Source organism: Mycobacterium sp. SMC-4, assembly GCF_025263265.1.
Classification (GTDB): Bacteria; Actinomycetota; Actinomycetes; order Mycobacteriales; family Mycobacteriaceae; genus Mycobacterium.
Genome location: NZ_CP079869.1, coordinates 994,289 through 1,011,917 on the forward strand (window position 1 = coordinate 994,289; position 17,629 = coordinate 1,011,917).

Annotated in this window: 15 protein-coding genes; 8 read left to right on the plus strand and 7 right to left on the minus strand. The window is 68.1% G+C overall.

Annotated features, from left to right (window positions below):
* Positions 1–3 precede the first annotated feature (3 nt).
* Positions 4–735: a universal stress protein gene (locus KXD98_RS04790; RefSeq protein ID WP_260762119.1), complete on the plus strand. Its 732-nt coding sequence runs from the start codon at positions 4–6 to the stop codon at positions 733–735.
* Here the strand turns inward: KXD98_RS04790 and KXD98_RS04795 are convergent.
* The 4 genes from KXD98_RS04795 to KXD98_RS04810 form a co-directional block, all read right to left on the minus strand.
* Positions 709–1,692, minus strand: a complete 984-nt coding sequence (locus KXD98_RS04795) for an Acg family FMN-binding oxidoreductase (RefSeq protein ID WP_260762120.1) — start codon at positions 1,690–1,692, stop codon at positions 709–711. The genes KXD98_RS04790 and KXD98_RS04795 overlap by 27 nt on opposite strands.
* A 67-nt stretch (positions 1,693–1,759) precedes the next feature.
* Positions 1,760–4,084, minus strand: coding sequence for a heavy metal translocating P-type ATPase (locus KXD98_RS04800; RefSeq protein ID WP_260762121.1), 2,325 nt, complete (start codon positions 4,082–4,084; stop codon positions 1,760–1,762).
* Position 4,085: 1 nt separating this feature from the next.
* Positions 4,086–4,967, minus strand: coding sequence for a universal stress protein (locus KXD98_RS04805; protein ID WP_260762122.1), 882 nt, complete (start codon positions 4,965–4,967; stop codon positions 4,086–4,088).
* A 28-nt stretch (positions 4,968–4,995) separates the two neighbouring features.
* Positions 4,996–5,796: a universal stress protein gene (locus KXD98_RS04810; RefSeq protein ID WP_260762123.1), complete on the minus strand. Its 801-nt coding sequence runs from the start codon at positions 5,794–5,796 to the stop codon at positions 4,996–4,998.
* Positions 5,797–5,945: 149 nt separating this feature from the next.
* On the opposite strand from KXD98_RS04810, the gene otsB reads away from it, so the two are divergent.
* From otsB to KXD98_RS04840, 6 genes are all read left to right on the plus strand, one after another.
* On the plus strand, positions 5,946–9,488 hold the full coding sequence (otsB, locus tag KXD98_RS04815) for a trehalose-phosphatase (protein ID WP_260764985.1): 3,543 nt from the start codon (positions 5,946–5,948) through the stop codon (positions 9,486–9,488).
* 61 nt (positions 9,489–9,549) lie between these two features.
* Positions 9,550–9,999 carry a pyridoxamine 5'-phosphate oxidase family protein gene (locus KXD98_RS04820; protein WP_260762124.1) on the plus strand — a complete coding sequence of 150 codons (450 nt, stop codon included), beginning with the start codon at positions 9,550–9,552 and terminating at the stop codon, positions 9,997–9,999.
* A 22-nt stretch (positions 10,000–10,021) separates the two neighbouring features.
* Positions 10,022–12,082 carry an erythromycin esterase family protein gene (locus KXD98_RS04825; RefSeq protein ID WP_260762125.1) on the plus strand — a complete coding sequence of 687 codons (2,061 nt, stop codon included), beginning with the start codon at positions 10,022–10,024 and terminating at the stop codon, positions 12,080–12,082.
* On the plus strand, positions 12,079–13,029 hold the full coding sequence (locus tag KXD98_RS04830; protein WP_260762126.1) for a 1-phosphofructokinase family hexose kinase: 951 nt from the start codon (positions 12,079–12,081) through the stop codon (positions 13,027–13,029). The genes KXD98_RS04825 and KXD98_RS04830 overlap by 4 nt, the downstream gene beginning before the upstream one ends.
* Before the next feature lie 44 nt (positions 13,030–13,073).
* The gene (locus KXD98_RS04835) at positions 13,074–14,798 is read left to right on the plus strand and encodes a GAF domain-containing protein (RefSeq protein ID WP_396882446.1); all 1,725 of its coding nucleotides are present in this window, start codon (positions 13,074–13,076) and stop codon (positions 14,796–14,798) included.
* A 109-nt stretch (positions 14,799–14,907) separates the two neighbouring features.
* Positions 14,908–15,174: a DUF1918 domain-containing protein gene (locus KXD98_RS04840; RefSeq protein ID WP_260762127.1), complete on the plus strand. Its 267-nt coding sequence runs from the start codon at positions 14,908–14,910 to the stop codon at positions 15,172–15,174.
* Here the strand turns inward: KXD98_RS04840 and KXD98_RS04845 are convergent.
* Positions 15,171–15,893 (minus strand): GAF and ANTAR domain-containing protein, encoded by a 723-nt coding sequence (locus tag KXD98_RS04845; RefSeq protein ID WP_260762128.1) that lies wholly within the window; start codon positions 15,891–15,893, stop codon positions 15,171–15,173. The two genes, KXD98_RS04840 and KXD98_RS04845, sit on opposite strands and share 4 nt — an antisense overlap.
* A 205-nt stretch (positions 15,894–16,098) precedes the next feature.
* Here KXD98_RS04845 and KXD98_RS04850 point away from each other — a divergent pair, with 205 nt between their 5' ends.
* Entirely contained in the window at positions 16,099–16,938 is an 840-nt protein-coding gene (locus tag KXD98_RS04850) for a universal stress protein (RefSeq protein ID WP_260762129.1), read from the plus strand.
* On the opposite strand, the gene KXD98_RS04855 is transcribed toward KXD98_RS04850, so the two are convergent.
* On the minus strand, positions 16,916–17,194 hold the full coding sequence (locus KXD98_RS04855; protein WP_260762130.1) for a hypothetical protein: 279 nt from the start codon (positions 17,192–17,194) through the stop codon (positions 16,916–16,918). The genes KXD98_RS04850 and KXD98_RS04855 overlap by 23 nt on opposite strands.
* Positions 17,184–17,612, minus strand: coding sequence for a nitroreductase family deazaflavin-dependent oxidoreductase (locus tag KXD98_RS04860; RefSeq protein ID WP_260762132.1), 429 nt, complete (start codon positions 17,610–17,612; stop codon positions 17,184–17,186). The genes KXD98_RS04855 and KXD98_RS04860 overlap by 11 nt, the downstream gene beginning before the upstream one ends.
* Positions 17,613–17,629 lie beyond the last annotated feature (17 nt).

A 17,629-nucleotide genomic window follows, 5' to 3' on the forward strand; every position in this document is an offset into this window, starting at 1 on the left:
CCGGTGATCGTCGGTGTCGACGGATCGCATGCCGCCCTCAACGCGGTTCGGTGGGCGGTCGCCGAAGCGGTGGCCCGGGATGTGTGCCTGCGCCTGGTCCATGCCACTGCCGGTGACCGCGGCGGCCCCGACACCGTTCTGGCCGAGGCGCAGAACGTGGTCAATGCCGGTCCCAGATCACTTCAGGTGCAGATCGATTCGATGGTCGGGTCGCCCGGCGAGGTGCTTGTCCGCGCCTCGTCGGAAGCGGCGATGGTCTGTATCGGGGCACTGCCCGCGGTTGCCGGGGCACCGGCGTTCGGTTCCACCGCACTGTTCCTGGCGGGGCATGCCAAGTGTCCGGTGGCGATCATCCGGACTCGCGCCGACGGCACCGCGCAGACCGACGGGGTGGTCTCGGTGGTGCTCACCGATGATGACCACACCGACGATCTGGTCCACCTGGCGATGCACGAAGGCCGGCTGCGCGGCGCGACAGTTCGGCTGATCGACCAGCGCACCGACAGCTGGGTGCGGCGCTACCCCGACGTCCACGTCGAGCTGGCCGCGGCCGGCACCGGCAGGCAGTACTGCCGCGGTGACCGGAGTGTCCCCGGGCTCGGTCTGGCGGTGGTGGGGACCCGTGAGGCCGCCGAACTCGCCGACATCCAGGTGCCTGCATGCCATCCGATCCTGGGCTACCCGGATTGTTCGGTGCTGCTCATCGGCTCACCGTCGCAGTTCCAACACCTCTGACAGGGGTCGCCGCGGCGTCGGTGCACCCAGATCGCGGGTGGCCGGTGCCGACCCCACCCGCACCAGCACCTGCGGGACACCGGTCGACCCGGTCAGCGATGCGACGATCTCCCGGCTCTCGGGAACCTCGGTGAGATGCGACAACGTGCACGTCGCCAGCCCGGCCAGCGTCGCGTCGAGCAGCACCGAGGACAACAGCTCACCGCACCGCACGGCGCTGTCGCGGGTCTGGTCGGCCGTCGAGAGCACCACGACCTTGGCGCGGTCCTCGCCGATGTCGCTGCCCGGTTCGTCGTGACCGGTCACCGGGAAGTCCCGGCCGAAACCCACCGCTTCGCGTTCGGTGACCGACGGCAATGCTGGGGCGGGAATGCCTTGTGTCACAGCGATATCAGATGTCCAGCCGACGAGTTCGGCGTGGTAGTCGGACTCATAGCGGCGCGCCGACCGGGTCAGCTCGGAGGCCCGGACCAGCGCCGGGCGCGCGTCGGCGGCGATGATGTCCAGCGACACCGCACCGGCCGCAGTGGCTTCACGCAGCCGGGGGAGCAGCAGGTCCCAGCCGTGCGGTTCGGCGAACGGCAGCCGGTCGGTGCGCCGTCGGCGAATGGCCTCGGCACGCTGTCGATGACCTTCGGTGACGAAGTCCATCGGGCTGAAGTCCACAGCGGCCAGGTGATCCCGATTGTTGGGGTTGGGGAATCGGTCGACGTGGCCTACCCAGCCGGCCGCGGCCATGGCCACCCGAAAGTGGTCGAGAGCGGCTCCGCAGCTGATCGCCAGCTCCCGCCCGGTGGGGTCGGTGTACCTCGGCGCCGACGTGTCGTCGAGGAAAATTGAAACGGTAGGCCCCTCGCAGACCCAGCGCCACGGCTGGCTGTTGTGCAGCGAGGGCGCACGGCAGGCCAATGCCACCGCGTCGGTGACGATGTCGATGTCGACGACCACATCGCGCATGGGTAGACCTCCGTTCGCTGGTTCCACCCTGGTCCGGCGGTCCTTGCCCGACCAGGGCCAATGGTCCTCAACCCGGCGCGTCGGACTCGTTCTGCGCGAGGGTGAAGTAGTTCTCCTCTTCCTGGACGAAGTGCAGGCGCAGCAGCGCGTACAGCCCGTAGAGGCAGGCCAGCAGGTCATCGACCTGGTCGGCTTGGATGCCACCTGCCGCCCCTGCCAGCCGAATATGTGCACCGATGCGGTCGGCGAGGCGTTGAATTTCCGCGTGCGTCCGGCTCATCGTCGCGGTGGCTTCGCTGCTGTGCAGCGGTGCGGCCAGCGCTGGGTACAACTCGGTTTCCTCGGCGTGCTCGTGCGGCAGGATCCAGTCGGTGAGCAACGTGTACGACCGCTGCACAGACTGCAAAGCCGCGGCGTCGGCACCGGCGACCAAGCGATCGGCGCTGGCCCGGATCTGGCTCAGCGCGTCGCGCAGTTCCTCGTGCTCGGCGGCGAACTCCTGCAGCATGGCTTCGGTAGCGGCAGCCAACTCCACTTTGGTTCGCGGATCACCCCGCAGCGCGCGTAATGCGTTCAGGATGACTGCGACGTCGATGGCTTCCTGGAGCAGGGCCCCGGCCGCGGGTGGCAGCCAGCCCAGCGCGGCCGCCGTCATCGCGATCAGTGACAGCGTCATCCCGACCACGGCGCTCTGCACCGCGATGCGCCGCGACCAGCGGGCGATGTCCATCGCGTCGGCGAGTCGGTCGAGCCGGTCGGTGGTCAGCACGATGTCGGCGGCCTCCGACGACGCAGTCGCTCCGCGAGCCCCCATGGCGACGCCCACGGTGGCGGCCGCCAGCGCCGGTGCATCGTTGATGCCGTCACCGACCATCACCGTGACCGCACGGACACGCTCGGCGCCGACGGCGGCGACCTTGTCGGCTGGACTTTGTTGTGCGTACACCTCGTCGAGGCCCAACACGGTCGCGACTTCGCGTGCCGGTTCGGGTCGGTCGCCGGTGAGCATCACCAAGCGGTTCAAACCAGCTTCGCGCAGTCGCCTCATGGTGCGGGGGGCCTGGCGGCGCAGCGGGTCCCGGAGCAGGATCGCGCCGATCGGTTGCGCGTCGACGCACACCCAGGCCACCGCTGCGTTGTCCAGCCGGGCCCGGTTGAGCGCCCCCTGCGCCCAAGAGGCGGTGGCGGTGTCCTCCGGTAGCTTGCCGACCGTCACCCGGTGACCCTCCACCGTGGCACTGACGCCGCGGCCAGGTTCCTCGGTGGCCTGCGTCGGCAGCGTCAGACTCAGCTCACGCGCCAGTGCCTCGGCGACGATCGCTTCGGCGAGCACGTGCGGCGACACCTGGTCTACCGAAGCGGCGATTCGCAGGACCTCTCTCCCGTCGCGGTCCGGAGCGGCGACGACGTCGACGACCCCGGGCGCTCCCATCGTCAGGGTGCCGGTTTTGTCCATCACCAGAGTTGTTGCCCGACCCAGGCTTTCCAGCGCAGCGCCGCTTCGGATGACCACACCGGCGCGCGATGCCCGGGACAGCCCTGACACGATGGCCACCGGCGCGGCCAGCAGCAGCGGGCACGGGGTGGCGACCACCAAGACCGCGACGGCCCGGACCGCTGAACCGCTGGCCAGCCACGCGGCGCCTGACATCAGCAGTGCGAGCGGGAGAAAATACATGGCGTATCGGTCGGCGAGCCGCACGACGGGCGCGCTCTCGGCACCTGCCTGCTGAGCCAGTCGCACGATCCCGGCGTAGGTGCTGTTGTCGGCTGTCGCGGTGGCGCGCAATTCAAATACTCCGCCGGCGTTGACCACCCCGCTGCGCACGGCCTCGCCGGCGGGCCGCTCGACGTGCCCGGGTTCGCCGGTCAGCGCCGATTCGTCGAGCACGGCCTGGAATTCGGTGATCCGGCCGTCAACCGGCACCACGTCACCGGGCGCGATCACCAGGATGTCGTCGACGGCGACTTCAGTGATCGGGACGACGCCGACCTGAGTGCCGACGCGGCGACGGGCGAACCGCGGCGCTCGCTCCAGCAGTGCCTGCAGGTCCCGGGTCGCTCGTCGGGTGGCTGCGGCGTCCAGGGCCCGGCCTCCGGCGAGCATCACGGCGATCAGTGCCCCGGCAAGATATTCGCCGACGAGCAGCGTTCCGGTCAGCGACAGCACCGCGATGATGTCGACGCCCAGCCGCCCGTGGCGCAGCGCCGCGACCACCCACAGCACGGCGGGTACGATCGCGACCAGAGTGCCGGCGGCCCAACACGCGTCGGCAACACGGGGCGCGCCGAGCAGCCAGGCGACGCCGCCGGCGCCCAGTGCACCTACGGTGCATACCGCCAGCGTGGGCTCCACGCGCGGGCGCCAGCGAGCCGACTGCGGGGTGGGCACGTCAGCCGCGGATGACGGCGACCGGTGCCAGTGCGGACTCGGCGACCGAGGTGCTCACCGAGCCGAGCAGCATGCTGGCAATACCGCCGCGGCCGCGGCTGCCGACCACCACCATCTGTGCGTTCTTGGACTCGTCGATCAGCCAGCGGGCCGGCCGGTCGCACACGATCCTGCGGTGGACGACGACATCGGGGTAGCGCTCCTGCCATCCGGCCAGCCGCTCGGCGAGAATTTCATGGCCTTGTTGTTCGTACTGGTGCCAATCCATCCCGAGGATCGGGAAGACCGCCACATCGCTCCAGGCGTGCAGAGCCACCAGGTCGACTCCGCAGCGTGACGCCTCGTCGAATGCGTAGGCTGTCGCGCTCTCCGATGCCGGCGAACCGTCGACACCGAGCAGAATCGGCAAGGTGTGATCGGGCCGTCGAACCGCCCCTTCCCTGGTGACCACGACGGGACACTTGGCGTGGTGCAGCAGCGAGCGGCTGACCGACCCCAGCACGGCGCCCCCGACAGGTCCCAGTCCGCGGCTGCCGATCACCAGCAGGTCGGCCTCGGCGGATGTGTCGGTCAACTCGGTGACGACGCCGTCGTGGCGGATCTCGGTGTGGACCGTCACCGGCGCGGAGTCTCCGAGGGCCGCGTCCAGCGTCTCTCGTGCGTGTTTGAGCACCCGCGCGGCGTTGTCTTCCTGCCATTCGTAGAAGCTCAGCAACGGTGCTTCGATCGGCCAGGTGACGATGACTGGGGAGACCACATGCATCAGCGTCACCGGCCGTTGGCGCAGTGCGGCTTCGTGAGCCGCCCACCGCACCGCAGCATGGGACTCAGGTGAGCCGTCGATACCGACGAGGATGCCGATGTCGTTGAGTTTCTCGGGCATCTCGCGTCTCCTTGGTGAGCTCGACGGGTTAGGAGCGAACGACCAGCGCAGAGGACGTGCCGTGGCGCAGCACCGAATGGCCCGACCCCAAGATCTGGGCGACCTCGTCGGCCTCGGCGCTGCCGATCACCGCCAACAGCACCGGCTCGTCGTGCTTCTTGAGGAATTGGGCGACGTCTGCGTGGTCGACGATCGGGTAAATGTGCACATCCGGGTACTGGTCACGCCACGGGCGGATGCGTTCCTCGAGCGCCTCGGCCGAGTTCGCATCGCGCCCCTCGCCCAGGGCCAGCACTGGGGTACGGCGCAGTTCTGCTTCCTGTAGCGCGTGTTCGACGACGGCGGGGTTGTCCGGCCGGTCGTTCACCGCAACCAGGATCCAGCTCAGACCCTGTGCGCTCAGGTGTAACTCGGGCCGGATGACAGCGACCGAGCAGTGCGCCTTCTCGGCCACCTCGGCGGCGGTCGAGCCCAAGATCGACCGTGCGTAGCGGCCGATGCCGACCGAGCCGACGCACACCATCGCAGCATGCGCGGATTGGGACACCAGCGCCGCGGCGGGCGGCCCGTCGACGATCTCGGTCTCGACCTGAACCGGTCTGCCGGTGGCTTCGAGCGCTCTCTTGGCCTCGCGCAGACACTCACGGGCATGGCGTACCTGTTCGGCGTACTCCGGTGCGCTCAGGCCGGTCGGCTTGATCGCGTAGATCAACCGCAGCGTCGTCTCCCGGGCTGCGGCTTCCTCGAGGGCCCACAACGCGGCCCGTCGAGCCGCTGCCGATCCGTCGATACCGGCGATCACCGGTGGGGGCGCGCTTTCGGGTGTCATGGGGTTCTCCGTTCCAGGGCGTACCTCAACGCTATTGAGCTTTGCCGGTGTGGCCCTAGGGCCTTTGGTCATTCGTCGAGGCAATCCGGTGCGCACCGAGTCGTGGTGCGGCAACGATGAAGACCTGCCATTGAAAAGGAGCGTGGGTGATGGGGCTTCCGGTGCTGGTCGATCCGAGGCGTTTCGACGCGGTGATCCTCGGGCCACAGGCCGGTGTGAGTGCCGAACTGGTGCGGCAACTGCAAGCCGTGGACATCAGCGTGGCGACCGTCGACAGCACACCCGATGCGCAGATGCTGTGTGACGCCGCCCGCGCGCTCGGGGTCCGGCCGTCGCGGTGTGTGGTCATCGACGCCGACCCGGCCGGTGTGACCGCCGCACGCGTGAGCGGCTTCGCGCTGGTCATCGGCGTGGCCGCGGCAGGCAGCGCAGAGCGTCTGCATCGCTGCGGCGCCGACGTCGTGGTCCCCGACCTGGTGTCGCTCGCAGTTCGTGACGGATTCCGGCCCATCTCTGCCACCGCCGATGCGCTGCGGTCCTACAGCGAGATCGCACCGCTGGTCGAGACACGCACGCCGGCGGTGCTGCTGGACTTCGACGGGACGCTCTCGGAGATCGTCGGTGACCCGGGCACGGCCTCGCTTGTTCCCGGAGCCCGCGAGATTCTGGAATCGCTGGCTGCGCGGTGTCCGGTTGCGGTGATCAGCGGCCGTGAACTCGACGACATCCGTGACCGGGTCGGTGTCCCGGGCATCTGGTATGCCGGCAGCCACGGTCTGGAGCTCTGGGCTCCTGACGGAACCCGCCAGCAGAGCCAGACCGGTGCCACCCAAGCGCAGGTGCTCGCGACTGCGGTGGCCGAACTGCGGGCCGGCCTGGCCGGAATCGACGGTGTGCTGATCGAGGACAAGCGGTTCACCGTGGCTGTGCACTACCGGCACGTCGCCGCCGACCGAGTCGATCAGGTGATCGCTGCCACGCGGACCGTCGGCCAGCGGTGCGGCCTACGGACCGCGGACGGACGCAAAGTGATCGAACTGCGCCCGGACACCGACTGGGACAAGGGCACAGCAGTGGACTGGATCCTCGACCAGATCGACGGTACGGAACTGTTGCTGCCCCTCTACATCGGCGATGACCTCACCGACGAGGACGCCTTCGATGTCTTGCGCCACAAAGGTATTGGTGTCGCGGTGCGCAGCGCCGAATCCGGGGACCGCAGGTCGGCCGCGCGATATGCCCTCGACGGTCCCGAGGCCGTCTGCCGATTCCTGGTGCGGTTGTCCGATCAGCTGGCCGTCGGCCAGAACCCCACCAACGACCCGTGGACGCTGATGTTCGGCGCGTATCGGCCGGCCGACGAGCGGCTCCGGGAGACGCTGTGCACGCTGGGTAACGGGTACCTGGCGGTGCGGGGTGCGGCGCCGGAGTGTGAAACAGGGGAAAATCACTATCCGGCAACCTATGTCGCGGGAATCTACAATCGCCTCACCGATCAGGTCTCGGGTGTCGACATCGACAACGAGAGTCTGGTCAATCTGCCGAATTGGCTGCCGTTGACCTTCCGCATCGATGATGGTCCGTGGTTCGACATCGACGATGTCGAGGTCAGGTCCTACGTGGCGACGGTCGATTTCCGTCGGGCCATCTTGGTGCGCGAGTTCGTGGTGTGCGACCCCACCGGACGTATCACCAGGATTGCCCAGCGCCGCTGCGTGGCGATGCACCGGCCGCACGTGGCGGCGATGCAAACCACCGTGCATGCCGAGAACTGGTCAGGACGACTGCAATTCCGATCGGTCATCGACGGCGGCGTCCGCAATCTCGGGGTCGAACGGTATCGGGAGTTGTCCGCACAGCACTTGGTGGTGGACTCCATGCGCGAAGTCTTGTGCGATTCCGTGCTTTTGGAGTGCCATACCAGTGAGTCACAGATTCGGGTAGCGGTGGCGGTGCGTCACCGGTTGGTCGATCTGACCGCCGAGTGTCAGGTTCATCGCGATGTGAACCGGATCGGTCACGACATGGCCGTCGAGGTCACCTCGGGTTCGGCGGTCACCGTGGAGAAAGTGGCGGCCATCTACACCAGCCGCGACCACGGGATCTCCGGGCCGGTCGCCGCGGCCGAACGCGAACTGGCCAACATAGGGGACTTCGACGAGCTTTTCGAGGGTCATCGGCTGGCCTGGACTCATCTGTGGGAGCGGTTCAACGTCGACCTCGGCAACGAGCCCGACCTGTTGCGGCTGGTGCGTCTGCATCAGTTGCACCTGTTGCAGACGCTCTCGCCGCACACCGCCGACCTCGATGTCGGGGTGCCTGCGCGCGGCCTGCACGGCGAGGCCTACCGCGGGCATGTGTTCTGGGACGAGCTGTTCGTGTTCCCGGTGTTGAATATGCGCTTGCCGAAAGTCACGCGCTCGCTTCTGCTCTACCGGTACCGCCGACTGCCCGAGGCCCGCCGCGCTGCCCGGCAGGCCGGCTACCGGGGTGCGATGTTTCCATGGCAGTCGGGCAGCGATGGGCGCGAGGAGAGCCAGCGTCTGCATCTGAATCCGCGGTCGGGGCGGTGGAACCCCGACGCCAGCGCCCGCGCCCATCACGTCGGACTGGCGATCGCCTACAACGTCTGGCAGCACTATCAGGTCACCGGAGATATCGGGTTCCTGATCGACTACGGGGCGGAGATGCTCGCCGAGATCGCCCAGTTCTGGGTCAGCGCCGCGACGTTCGACCCGGCACGCGACCGCTATGTGATCCGTGGCGTGATCGGGCCCGACGAGTTCCACTCCGGCTATCCCGGCCGGGATTACGAGGGCATCGACAACAACGCGTACACCAACGTGCTGGCGGTGTGGGTGATCGTCCGGGCGCTGGAGGCGCTGGAACGGCTGCCGCTGAGCTACCGGCTGGCCCTGCTGGAGATGCTGCAGGTCGACGACGACGACCTGCGGCGTTGGGAAGACGTCAGCCGGCGGATGTTCGTTCCGTTCCACGCCGGGGTCATCAGCCAGTTCGAAGGTTATGCCGACCTCGAGGAACTGGACTGGGACGGTTACCGGGCACGCTATGCCGACCTGCAGCGGCTGGACCGGATCCTCGAAGCCGAGGGCTCGAGCGCGAACAACTACAAGGTGGCCAAACAGGCTGATGTGTTGATGCTGTTCTACCTGTTCTCGGCCGACGAGCTCTACGAATTGTTCGACCGGCTGGGCTACTCGTTGGCCCCCGAACAGATCCCGGCGACCATCGGCTACTACCAGAAGCGCACTTCACACGGCTCCACCTTGAGTGCGGTGGTGCACTCCTGGGTACTCGCCCGCGGCGACCGGCGCCAAGCCATGCACTACTTCCGTCAGGTGATGGCCTCCGACGTGAGCGACATCCAGCACGGCACCACCGCGGAGGGCATTCACCTGGCTGCGATGGCCGGCAGCATCGATCTGCTGCAGCGCTGTTTCACCGGCCTGGAGTTGCGGCGCGACCGCATCGTGGTGGGGCCGCTGTGGCCCACCTCGCTCGGCCGGCTGACGTTCACCTTCCGCTACCGCGGGCATCGACTGCGGATCAGCGTCGTCGGGCGAAGTGCCACGCTGAGTGCCGAACCGGGCGACGCTGCGCCGGTGCTGGTCGAATGTCGAGGCGATAGCAGGGAACTGGCCGCCGGGCGCTCCGTCGAGTTCGCGCAGTGACGGGCGAACTGGGGACCTTGTGCCATAGCCGAGCCGGTTCGGCGCTGCCTATGGTCGAATCATGACCGACAACACCTCACCGATCACCGTCCTTCCGGCCTCGCAATGCTGGGACCTGCTGGCCGGCGTCACGCTGGGTCGCCTGGTCACCAGCGTCGACGGCAATCCGGCGATCTTTCCGGTCAATTTCGTTGTACACAACCGCAGCATCCTGTTCCGCACCGCGCAGGGCACCAAGCTGGTCAGCGCGGCGATCAACAACAACGTCCTGTTCGAGGCCGACGACCACGACGCCGCGCAGGGCTGGAGCGTGATTGTCGCGGGCACGGCGCGCTCACTGCGCGACGACGAAGAGATCGCCGAGGCCGAACGTGCCGACCTGCTGCCGTGGACGCCGACGGAGAAGCCGCATTTCGTCCAGATCCGCCCGCTCAGCATCACCGGCAGACGGTTCGTGTTCGGTCCCGCGACCGCACCCGCACCGGCCGCCGAAGATCCCGTTCTGGGATGACCCTCGCAGAACGGGAGCCGTCATGACGAGTATTGCCCAGGAATCGCGCAGCGAAGGATCCCGGCGGGTCTTTCGGGATCGTCGGGAAGCCGGCCGGGTGCTGGCCGGAATGCTCGGCGGGTACCGCGGCAGAACGGGCCTGGTGGTTCTCGGACTGGCCCGGGGCGGCATTCCGGTCGCCTGGGAAGTCGCAGCGGCCCTCGGTGCCCCGCTGGATGCCTTCATCGTGCGCAAGCTCGGCGCCCCCGGGCACGACGAGTTCGCCATGGGAGCGTTGGCCAGCGGCGGACGTCTGGTGGTCAACGACGACGTCGTGCGTGGCCTGGGGGTGTCGCCTCAGCAGGTCCGCGAGGTCGCCGAGCGGGAAGGGCGTGAACTGCTGCGCCGCGAGGCCGCCTACCGGGCCGGCCGGCCACCACTCGAACTGGCCGGTAAGACGGTGATTCTGGTCGACGACGGTCTGGCCACCGGGGCCAGCATGCTCGCCGCCGTACAGGCGCTGCGCGAGCTGGATCCCGAGGAGATCGTCGTCGCCGTCCCCGCCGCGCCGGAATCCACCTGTCGCGAGTTCGCCGGGCTCGTCGACGACGTCGTCTGCGCGTCGATGCCCACCCCGTTTCTCGCGGTCGGGGAGTCGTTCTGGGACTTCCGACAGGTCAGCGACGACGAGGTGCGCGAGCTGCTCGCCACCCCCACCGTCGGGATGCCCACGGCGCGGATCCGGCTGGCCGAAACCCCGGCCGAGGCGATCTTCCGCAGCGCCGTCGACGCGCCGGGCGGCATGCCACCGCGGGAGACCCTCGACGAGCTGATCGGTGACGCCCGCATCGTGCTGATCGGCGAGAGCTCGCACGGCACGCACGAGTTCTACGAGGCGCGCGCCGAGATCACCAGGTGGTTGATCGAGGAGAAGGGCTTCTGCGCGGTTGCTGCCGAAGCGGACTGGCCCGACGCCTACCGGGTCAATCGTTACGCCCACGGGCAGGGCGACGACGGGTCGGCAGAGGAGGCGTTGAGCGGGTTCGAGCGGTTCCCGGCCTGGATGTGGCGCAACACCGTGGTTCGCGATTTTGTCGGATGGTTACGGGCCCACAATGCGCAGCGCCGGACCGAAGGCAAACGTGCGGCCGGGTTCTACGGGCTGGACCTCTACAGCCTGCACCGGTCGATCCGCGAGGTGGTCGACTACCTCGACGACGTCGACCCCGTCGCGGCGCGCCGAGCCCGACAGCGGTACTCCTGCTTCGAGCACACCTCGGCCGACGATGGCCAGGCCTACGGCTATGCCGCAGCGTTCGGTGCTGGGGTGTCCTGTGAACGCCAAGCGGTCGAACAGCTCGTCGAACTGCACCGCCACGGGCTGGAGTATCTGCGTCATGACGGCCTGCCGGCCGAAGACGAATTGTTCTACGCATTGCAGAACGCGCAGACCGTCCGCGCCGCCGAGGCCTACTACCGCGCCATGTTCGGGGCGCGGGTCAGTTCCTGGAATCTGCGGGACCGACACATGGCCCAGACGCTGGAGGCGTTGCTGGGGCACCTGGACCGGCATCTGGACCGGCGCGGTGGAGTCGAACCGGCGCGGATCGTGGTATGGGCACACAACTCGCACGTCGGCGATGCGCGCGCCACCGAGGTCGGTGCTGATGGGCAGTTGACCCTCGGGCAGCTGGTGCGCGAGAAGTTCGGCGAGGCGGCCCGACTGATCGGCATGACCACCTACTCCGGCACGGTGACCGCGGCCAGCCAATGGGGCGGGATCGCCGAACGCAAGGTGGTGCGCCCGGCACTCAACGGCAGCATCGAAGAACTGCTCCACGAGGTCGACCGGCCCGCATTCATGGTGTCCGGGGCGATCTGCCGGGCGGCCGCCGAACCGCTGGACACCGTGCGGCTGGCGCGTGCCATCGGAGTCATCTACCAGCCCGCGACCGAGCGGCAGAGCCACTACTACCACGTCCGGCCGGGCGGGCAGTTCGATGCGATCATCCACATCGACACCACCACCGCACTGCAGCCACTCGAGGTCACCAGCAGGTGGGTCGCCGGAGAAACCCCGGAAACCTATCCGACCGGCCTATGACTGCTCCGCCGATCGTCACGCTGACGTTGAACACCGCCCTCGACGTCACCGCCGACGCCGACGACGTCGTCGCGACCCAGAAGATCCGTTGCCGCGCCGAGCGGTACGACGCGGGCGGCGGTGGTGTCAATGTGGCGCGTTTCGCCCACGCGCTCGGGATGCCGATCTCGGCGGTTTTCACTGCCGGGGGTGCGACAGGTTCGCAGGTCACCGACCTGATCACCGCCGAGGGGGTAGCTGCTGTGCCGGTGGCCATCCGGGGGGCGACGCGGGAGAGTTTCACAGTCAACGAACTCGCGAGCGGTAAGCAGTATCGGTTCATCTTCCCCGGTCCCACGCTGACGTCCGGGGAGCAGCAACAGTGCCTTGCGGCGCTGCGGCGGGCCGCAGTGTCAGCGCAGTTCGTGGTGGCCAGCGGCAGCCTACCGCCGGGGGCTCCGCCGGATTTCTATCAGCGCGTCGCCGACATGTGCAGTCAGACGCAGGCAGCATTGATCCTCGACACGTCCGGGGGCGGGCTCAAGTACGTGACCTCGGGTGTGTACCTGCTCAAGCCCAGTCTGCGTGAGCTGCGCGAATGTGTCGGCCGTGCACTGCTGACACAGGACGAACAGGTCTGTGCTGCAGGGGAACTCATTGATGGCGGGCTCACCGACGTCGTCGTGGTGTCATTGGGCGCCGCCGGTGCGCTACTGGTCACCCGCGAGGGCGCCGAACATTTCCCGGCACCTTCGGTGGCTGCTGTCAGTGAGGTCGGCGCCGGTGATGCGATGGTTGCCGGTATCACCGTCAGCCTTGCTCGGGGCCAGACATTGCGCCGTGCCGTGGGGTACGGCATCGCAGCGGCGACAGCCAAACTCCGGACTCCGGGAACCGCGACGTTCCTGCGCGACGATGTCGACCATCGTTTCGGGGAGTATCTGTCCTGCGTCGATCAAGTGAGGTGAGAATTTCCGTCGAGGGCGAGTGGACGGGTTCGGGGAGTGGCACTATGGGACCCGTGACCGACTGGGGGAAGTCGGACGCTGGTACCGGTATGCGCCCGTTGCGGGAGACACTGTCCCAGCTCCGCCTTCGCGAACTTCTCAACGAGGTTCAGGACCGCGTCGAACAGATCGTCGAGGGCCGGGACCGCCTTGATGGCCTGCTCGACGCGATGCTTACCGTCACCTCGGGCCTGGAACTCGACGAAACGTTGCGCACCATCGTCGGCACCGCGGTCGAGCTGGTGGACGCCCGCTACGGAGCGCTGGGAGTCCGAGGTCACGACCACGAACTCGTCGAGTTCATCTACCAGGGAATCGACGAGACGACGCGGGAGCACATCGGTCATCTTCCGGAGGGGCGCGGCGTGCTCGGGGTGCTCATCGACGATCCGAAGCCCATCCGGCTGGACAACATTTCCCAGCACCCGGACTCGGTGGGTTTCCCCGATCACCATCCGCCGATGCGGACATTCCTCGGAGTGCCGGTACGCATCCGTGATCAGGTGTTCGGCAATCTCTACCTGACCGAGAAGGCAGGTGGGCAACCGTTCAGCGAGGACGACGAAGTCCTGGTGCAGGCACTGGCCGCCGCAGCGGGCATCGCCATCGACAACGCCCGGCTCTACGAGCAGTCCAAGATCCGGCGGTCCTGGATCGAAGCCACCCGTGACATCGGCACCGAGATGCTCTCGGGGGTCGATCCGTCGACGGTGTTCCGGCTGGTGGCCGACAAGTCGCGCCAGCTTAGCGGCGCCCAGTCCACGCTGGTCGCGGTGCGTTCGGACCTCGACGACCCGGACGGCGAGATCGAGGAGCTGCTGGTGGTGGCCGCCTCGGGTCACGGGCTGGCGGCCATCCCGGCGGCCATTCCGACGGCGGGCAACGTGATCGCCGAGGTCTTCGCCAGCGCCACCCCCCGACGTTTGGATGCTCTCGTCCTTGATGCCGCGGTCTCGTGGCCGGGGCCGGCCCTGGTTCTGCCCCTGCGCGCCAGCGGCACCGTCGCAGGCGTGCTGGTCGCGCTGCGGCCCGAGGGTGCCGCGCCGTTCGACGCCGAGGAGCTGGACATGGTCGCGGCATTCGTCGACCAGGCGGGGCTGGCGTGGCGGTTGGCCACCGCCCAGCGTCGGTTGCGGGAGGTCGATGTGCTCACCGACCGGGACCGGATCGCGCGCGACCTGCACGACCACGTGATCCAGCGGTTGTTCGCGGTGGGCCTGACGCTGCAGGGCACGATCCCGCGAGCACGCACACCGGAGGTCCAGTCCAGGCTTACCGAGTGCGTCGATGATCTACAGCAGGTCATCCAGGAGATCCGTACCGCGATATTCGACCTGCACGGTGGCCAGGGCGGCAGCACCCGCCTGCGGCAGCGACTCGACGAGGCCATCGCCGCCTTCGCCACCCCCGAGGTGCACGTCACCGTTGCGTTCTCCGGCCCTTTGTCGGTGGTCGACGCGGTCCTGGCCGATCACGCCGAGGCCGTGGTGCGCGAAGCGGTCAGCAACGCCGTGCGTCATGCCGACGCGACGTCGTTGTCGGTCAGCGTCGTCGCCGGCGATGAGTTGTGCATCGAGGTCGTCGACGACGGCTGTGGCATCCCTGCCGACATCACCGGCAGCGGGTTGAACAACCTGCAGCGGCGCGCGGCCGAGGTCGGCGGCACCTTTGCCATCGAGGCGGTGCCCTCCGGCGGCACCCGGCTGAGCTGGCAGGCGCCGTTGCGCTGAACGGTCCCGGGCTGACCCGGTAGGACTTTCGGCCTCCGCATCAAGGGCCGCAAAGCCCTATCGGATCGCGCCGGTCTGCGCGAACATCTGCTCAGCGAAGGGAGGACGTATGCACGCCGAAGTGGGGGACTGGCTGGTCATCAAGGGTTTGACGGTCGACCGGCCCGAGCATCGAGGCCTGATCACCGAGGTGCGCTCGCGCGACGGCTCGCCGCCATACGTCGTGCGCTGGCTCGATTCCGAGCATGAAGCCGTGGTGTTTCCGGGTCCGGATGCGGTGGTCGTCACCGCCGCTGCCCAGCACCAGGCCGACGCCCGCGCGCGCCGCCGATTCGGGGCCGTCCAGTCGGAAATCCTGCGCCGCACCAAGCATTAGGCAACGGCACGGAAACGTAGTCTGCGCTCCACCACCGCCCGGGCCACCGTCGGCAGCGGTTGGTCGTACCGATAGGCGTGCGCGCGCAGCCGCACCAGCGCATCGAGCACCGAGATTCCCAACTGCACCGACACCATTCCGGCCGCTTGATGTACCTCTGCCCGCCACAGCGCCGTGACCTGGCCATCGACGATCGCGTCGTCGCCAGAACAATCGACACCGCTGCGTGCGTCGAGTACCAGCAGCAGCGCGGTGTCGGCGTAGACCAGGGCGTCCACCAGATCGTCGCGGCCGAAGTCGCGGGGGGCGTCGCTGTAGAGATTCAATGCCCCGACCTGGATGGCACCCAATGCCAGCGGAAAGCTATGAATGGCACGCACATTGAGGGGGGCCGCCTGCACCGCGAATACCGGCCACCGTCGCTGGGAGGTGGCCGAGGCCAGGTCGTCGACCAGGACCGGCTGCCCGGTAGCCGAGGCATCGATGCCCGGTCCCTCGCCGACGGTGGCTTGCAGTCCGTCGGCTTCACCGGCGTGGTCGCCGACACAGTAGAACGGCTCCAATGTCTGCGGGCCCGTTGCCAGCATCAGGCCGGCGCCGCTGACAGCCAGCGCTTCGATGCACTCGACGCACGCATGGCCCGGTGCGAGCGGTTCTTTCGCGCGCATGGCGCGCAGCGCCACCGCGGTCCAGATCCGGGTGGCGCGATCAGGTTCCATAAAGGTCGGTCACCGCCTCCCACTCGGCGATCTGGGGTGCGGATGTGCTCGATCCCAGAACCGGACGACTTCTTGCACGGATTCTGCAGGGCCATCAACTGTCCGGCCCAGAGGTCTTTTGGCCCGAGATTGGCGACTTAGGCCCCCAGCGCCGCTGCGGTGCGCGGCCCTACCGTCACGACATCGGCACGTCGAAGGAGACCAGATGTCGGCACCCTCAGCAGTTCACGGAGTCGTCGTCGGGATCGACGGGTCCGCGTCGTCGCTGTCGGCCGTCCGCTGGGCGGCTCGCGACGCCCAGCTACGCGAGGTGGGGCTCACCCTCGTCCACGTCGACGACGCCCCCGAGGCCGGCGCCGAGGCTGACGCAGTACTCGGCCAGGCCGAGGCGGCGGCACTGACCGTCATCGGAAGCCAGCCCTCGTTGATCGACAACCGGCACGCCCACGGCAAGCCGGTCGACGAACTCGTCGAAGCCGCCAAAGAAGCGCAGCTGATCGCTGTGGGATCGCGCGGTCGCGCAGGGCATCTGCGTCAGCGCATCGGTTCGGTCGGCGTCGGACTGCTCCACCACGCGCACTGCCCGGTCGCCGTCGTCCACGGTGACGAGCCGCCGCGGCGTGGTCCCGGCCGTAAACCGGTTCTGGTCGGAATCGACGGGTCCAAGAGATCGGTGAGCGCGGCGGCTGTCGCCTTCGACGAGGCGTCGCGGCGAGCCACCGACCTGCTGGCGCTGCATGTGTGCAAGGACGCCGACAACCCGACAATGCGCCACAGCGATTTCGCGATGATCGAACACGAAGCCGAGGAGTTCCTGCGGAAGTCACTGACCGAACTGCAGCAGCAGTACCCGGGCGTGACGGTGCACTACCTGGTGCGGTTCGAGAACCCGGCCCGCCAGCTTCTCGTACAGGCCGAACGCGCGCAACTGATCGTCGTCGGTAGCCACGGCCGGGGCGCGGTCGCCGGCAAGCTGCTCGGCTCGGTCAGCACCGCAGTGGCCGAGCAGTCGCGTATCCCGGTCATCGTTGCGCGGCGCTCGTAGCCGGCGCGCCCCTGAGCACATCTCCCCAGACGGTATCGACGACGACGCCGAGTGTTTCGTCGTCGGCCGGTATCGGGCGTCCTTCGGCTCTGGCGAGTAGGGCGGTTGCCAGACGTAACGGATCGACGTTGTGGTGGCGCGCGGTTCCGACGATGTCGAGCAGCGCGTCATCGAGGCTGCACTGCTGCAGGGCCACCAGCACACCTTCGGCGGCGCACAGCGTGCGGCGCGCGTCGCGTTGTCGGTCAATTGTCATGGAGGGTCCCTTCACCGGTTACCAGGCCGAACTTGACGTAATGCTGGATTCTGAATCGCTGGAAGGCTCTCCGGCGATGTGGCGGAAGTTCTTGGGCAGCGGTTGCGGCATCGATGATGCGCGGGTCGACCACATCGAAGGTCCGGCCGTCGGCGGTGATCGTCGCGGTGCCGGCCGCCAACACATTGCGCAGCCAGTCGACATCGGTGCCGTAGGGCAACGGGGTGATGAAGCCATCGGATACTCGTACCGCGACGACCGGAGTGGTGTGGGTTGTGCCGGTGCGGCGTCCCGTATGCCGGATCGCTGCGGCATACCAGTGCCGTCGGCCGGCAAGCAACAACATCACCGGATTGAGGACGTGTTTGTTGAATGTCCGCACGGCGTTGTTGGCTGCACGGGTGGATTGGCGTGGCATGACCCGATGCTCACCGA

Coding starts and splice junctions, on each gene's coding strand:
- KXD98_RS04795 (WP_260762120.1), bottom strand. CDS start 1,692: ATGCGCGATGTGGTCGTCGACATCGACATCGTCACCGACGCGGTGGCA.
- KXD98_RS04805 (WP_260762122.1), bottom strand. CDS start 4,967: ATGCCCGAGAAACTCAACGACATCGGCATCCTCGTCGGTATCGACGGC.
- KXD98_RS04810 (WP_260762123.1), bottom strand. CDS start 5,796: ATGACACCCGAAAGCGCGCCCCCACCGGTGATCGCCGGTATCGACGGA.
- otsB (WP_260764985.1), top strand. CDS start 5,946: ATGGGGCTTCCGGTGCTGGTCGATCCGAGGCGTTTCGACGCGGTGATC.
- KXD98_RS04820 (WP_260762124.1), top strand. CDS start 9,550: ATGACCGACAACACCTCACCGATCACCGTCCTTCCGGCCTCGCAATGC.
- KXD98_RS04825 (WP_260762125.1), top strand. CDS start 10,022: ATGACGAGTATTGCCCAGGAATCGCGCAGCGAAGGATCCCGGCGGGTC.
- KXD98_RS04830 (WP_260762126.1), top strand. CDS start 12,079: ATGACTGCTCCGCCGATCGTCACGCTGACGTTGAACACCGCCCTCGAC.
- KXD98_RS04835 (WP_396882446.1), top strand. CDS start 13,074: ATGGGACCCGTGACCGACTGGGGGAAGTCGGACGCTGGTACCGGTATG.
- KXD98_RS04840 (WP_260762127.1), top strand. CDS start 14,908: ATGCACGCCGAAGTGGGGGACTGGCTGGTCATCAAGGGTTTGACGGTC.
- KXD98_RS04845 (WP_260762128.1), bottom strand. CDS start 15,893: ATGGAACCTGATCGCGCCACCCGGATCTGGACCGCGGTGGCGCTGCGC.
- KXD98_RS04850 (WP_260762129.1), top strand. CDS start 16,099: ATGTCGGCACCCTCAGCAGTTCACGGAGTCGTCGTCGGGATCGACGGG.
- KXD98_RS04855 (WP_260762130.1), bottom strand. CDS start 17,194: ATGACAATTGACCGACAACGCGACGCGCGCCGCACGCTGTGCGCCGCC.
- KXD98_RS04860 (WP_260762132.1), bottom strand. CDS start 17,612: ATGCCACGCCAATCCACCCGTGCAGCCAACAACGCCGTGCGGACATTC.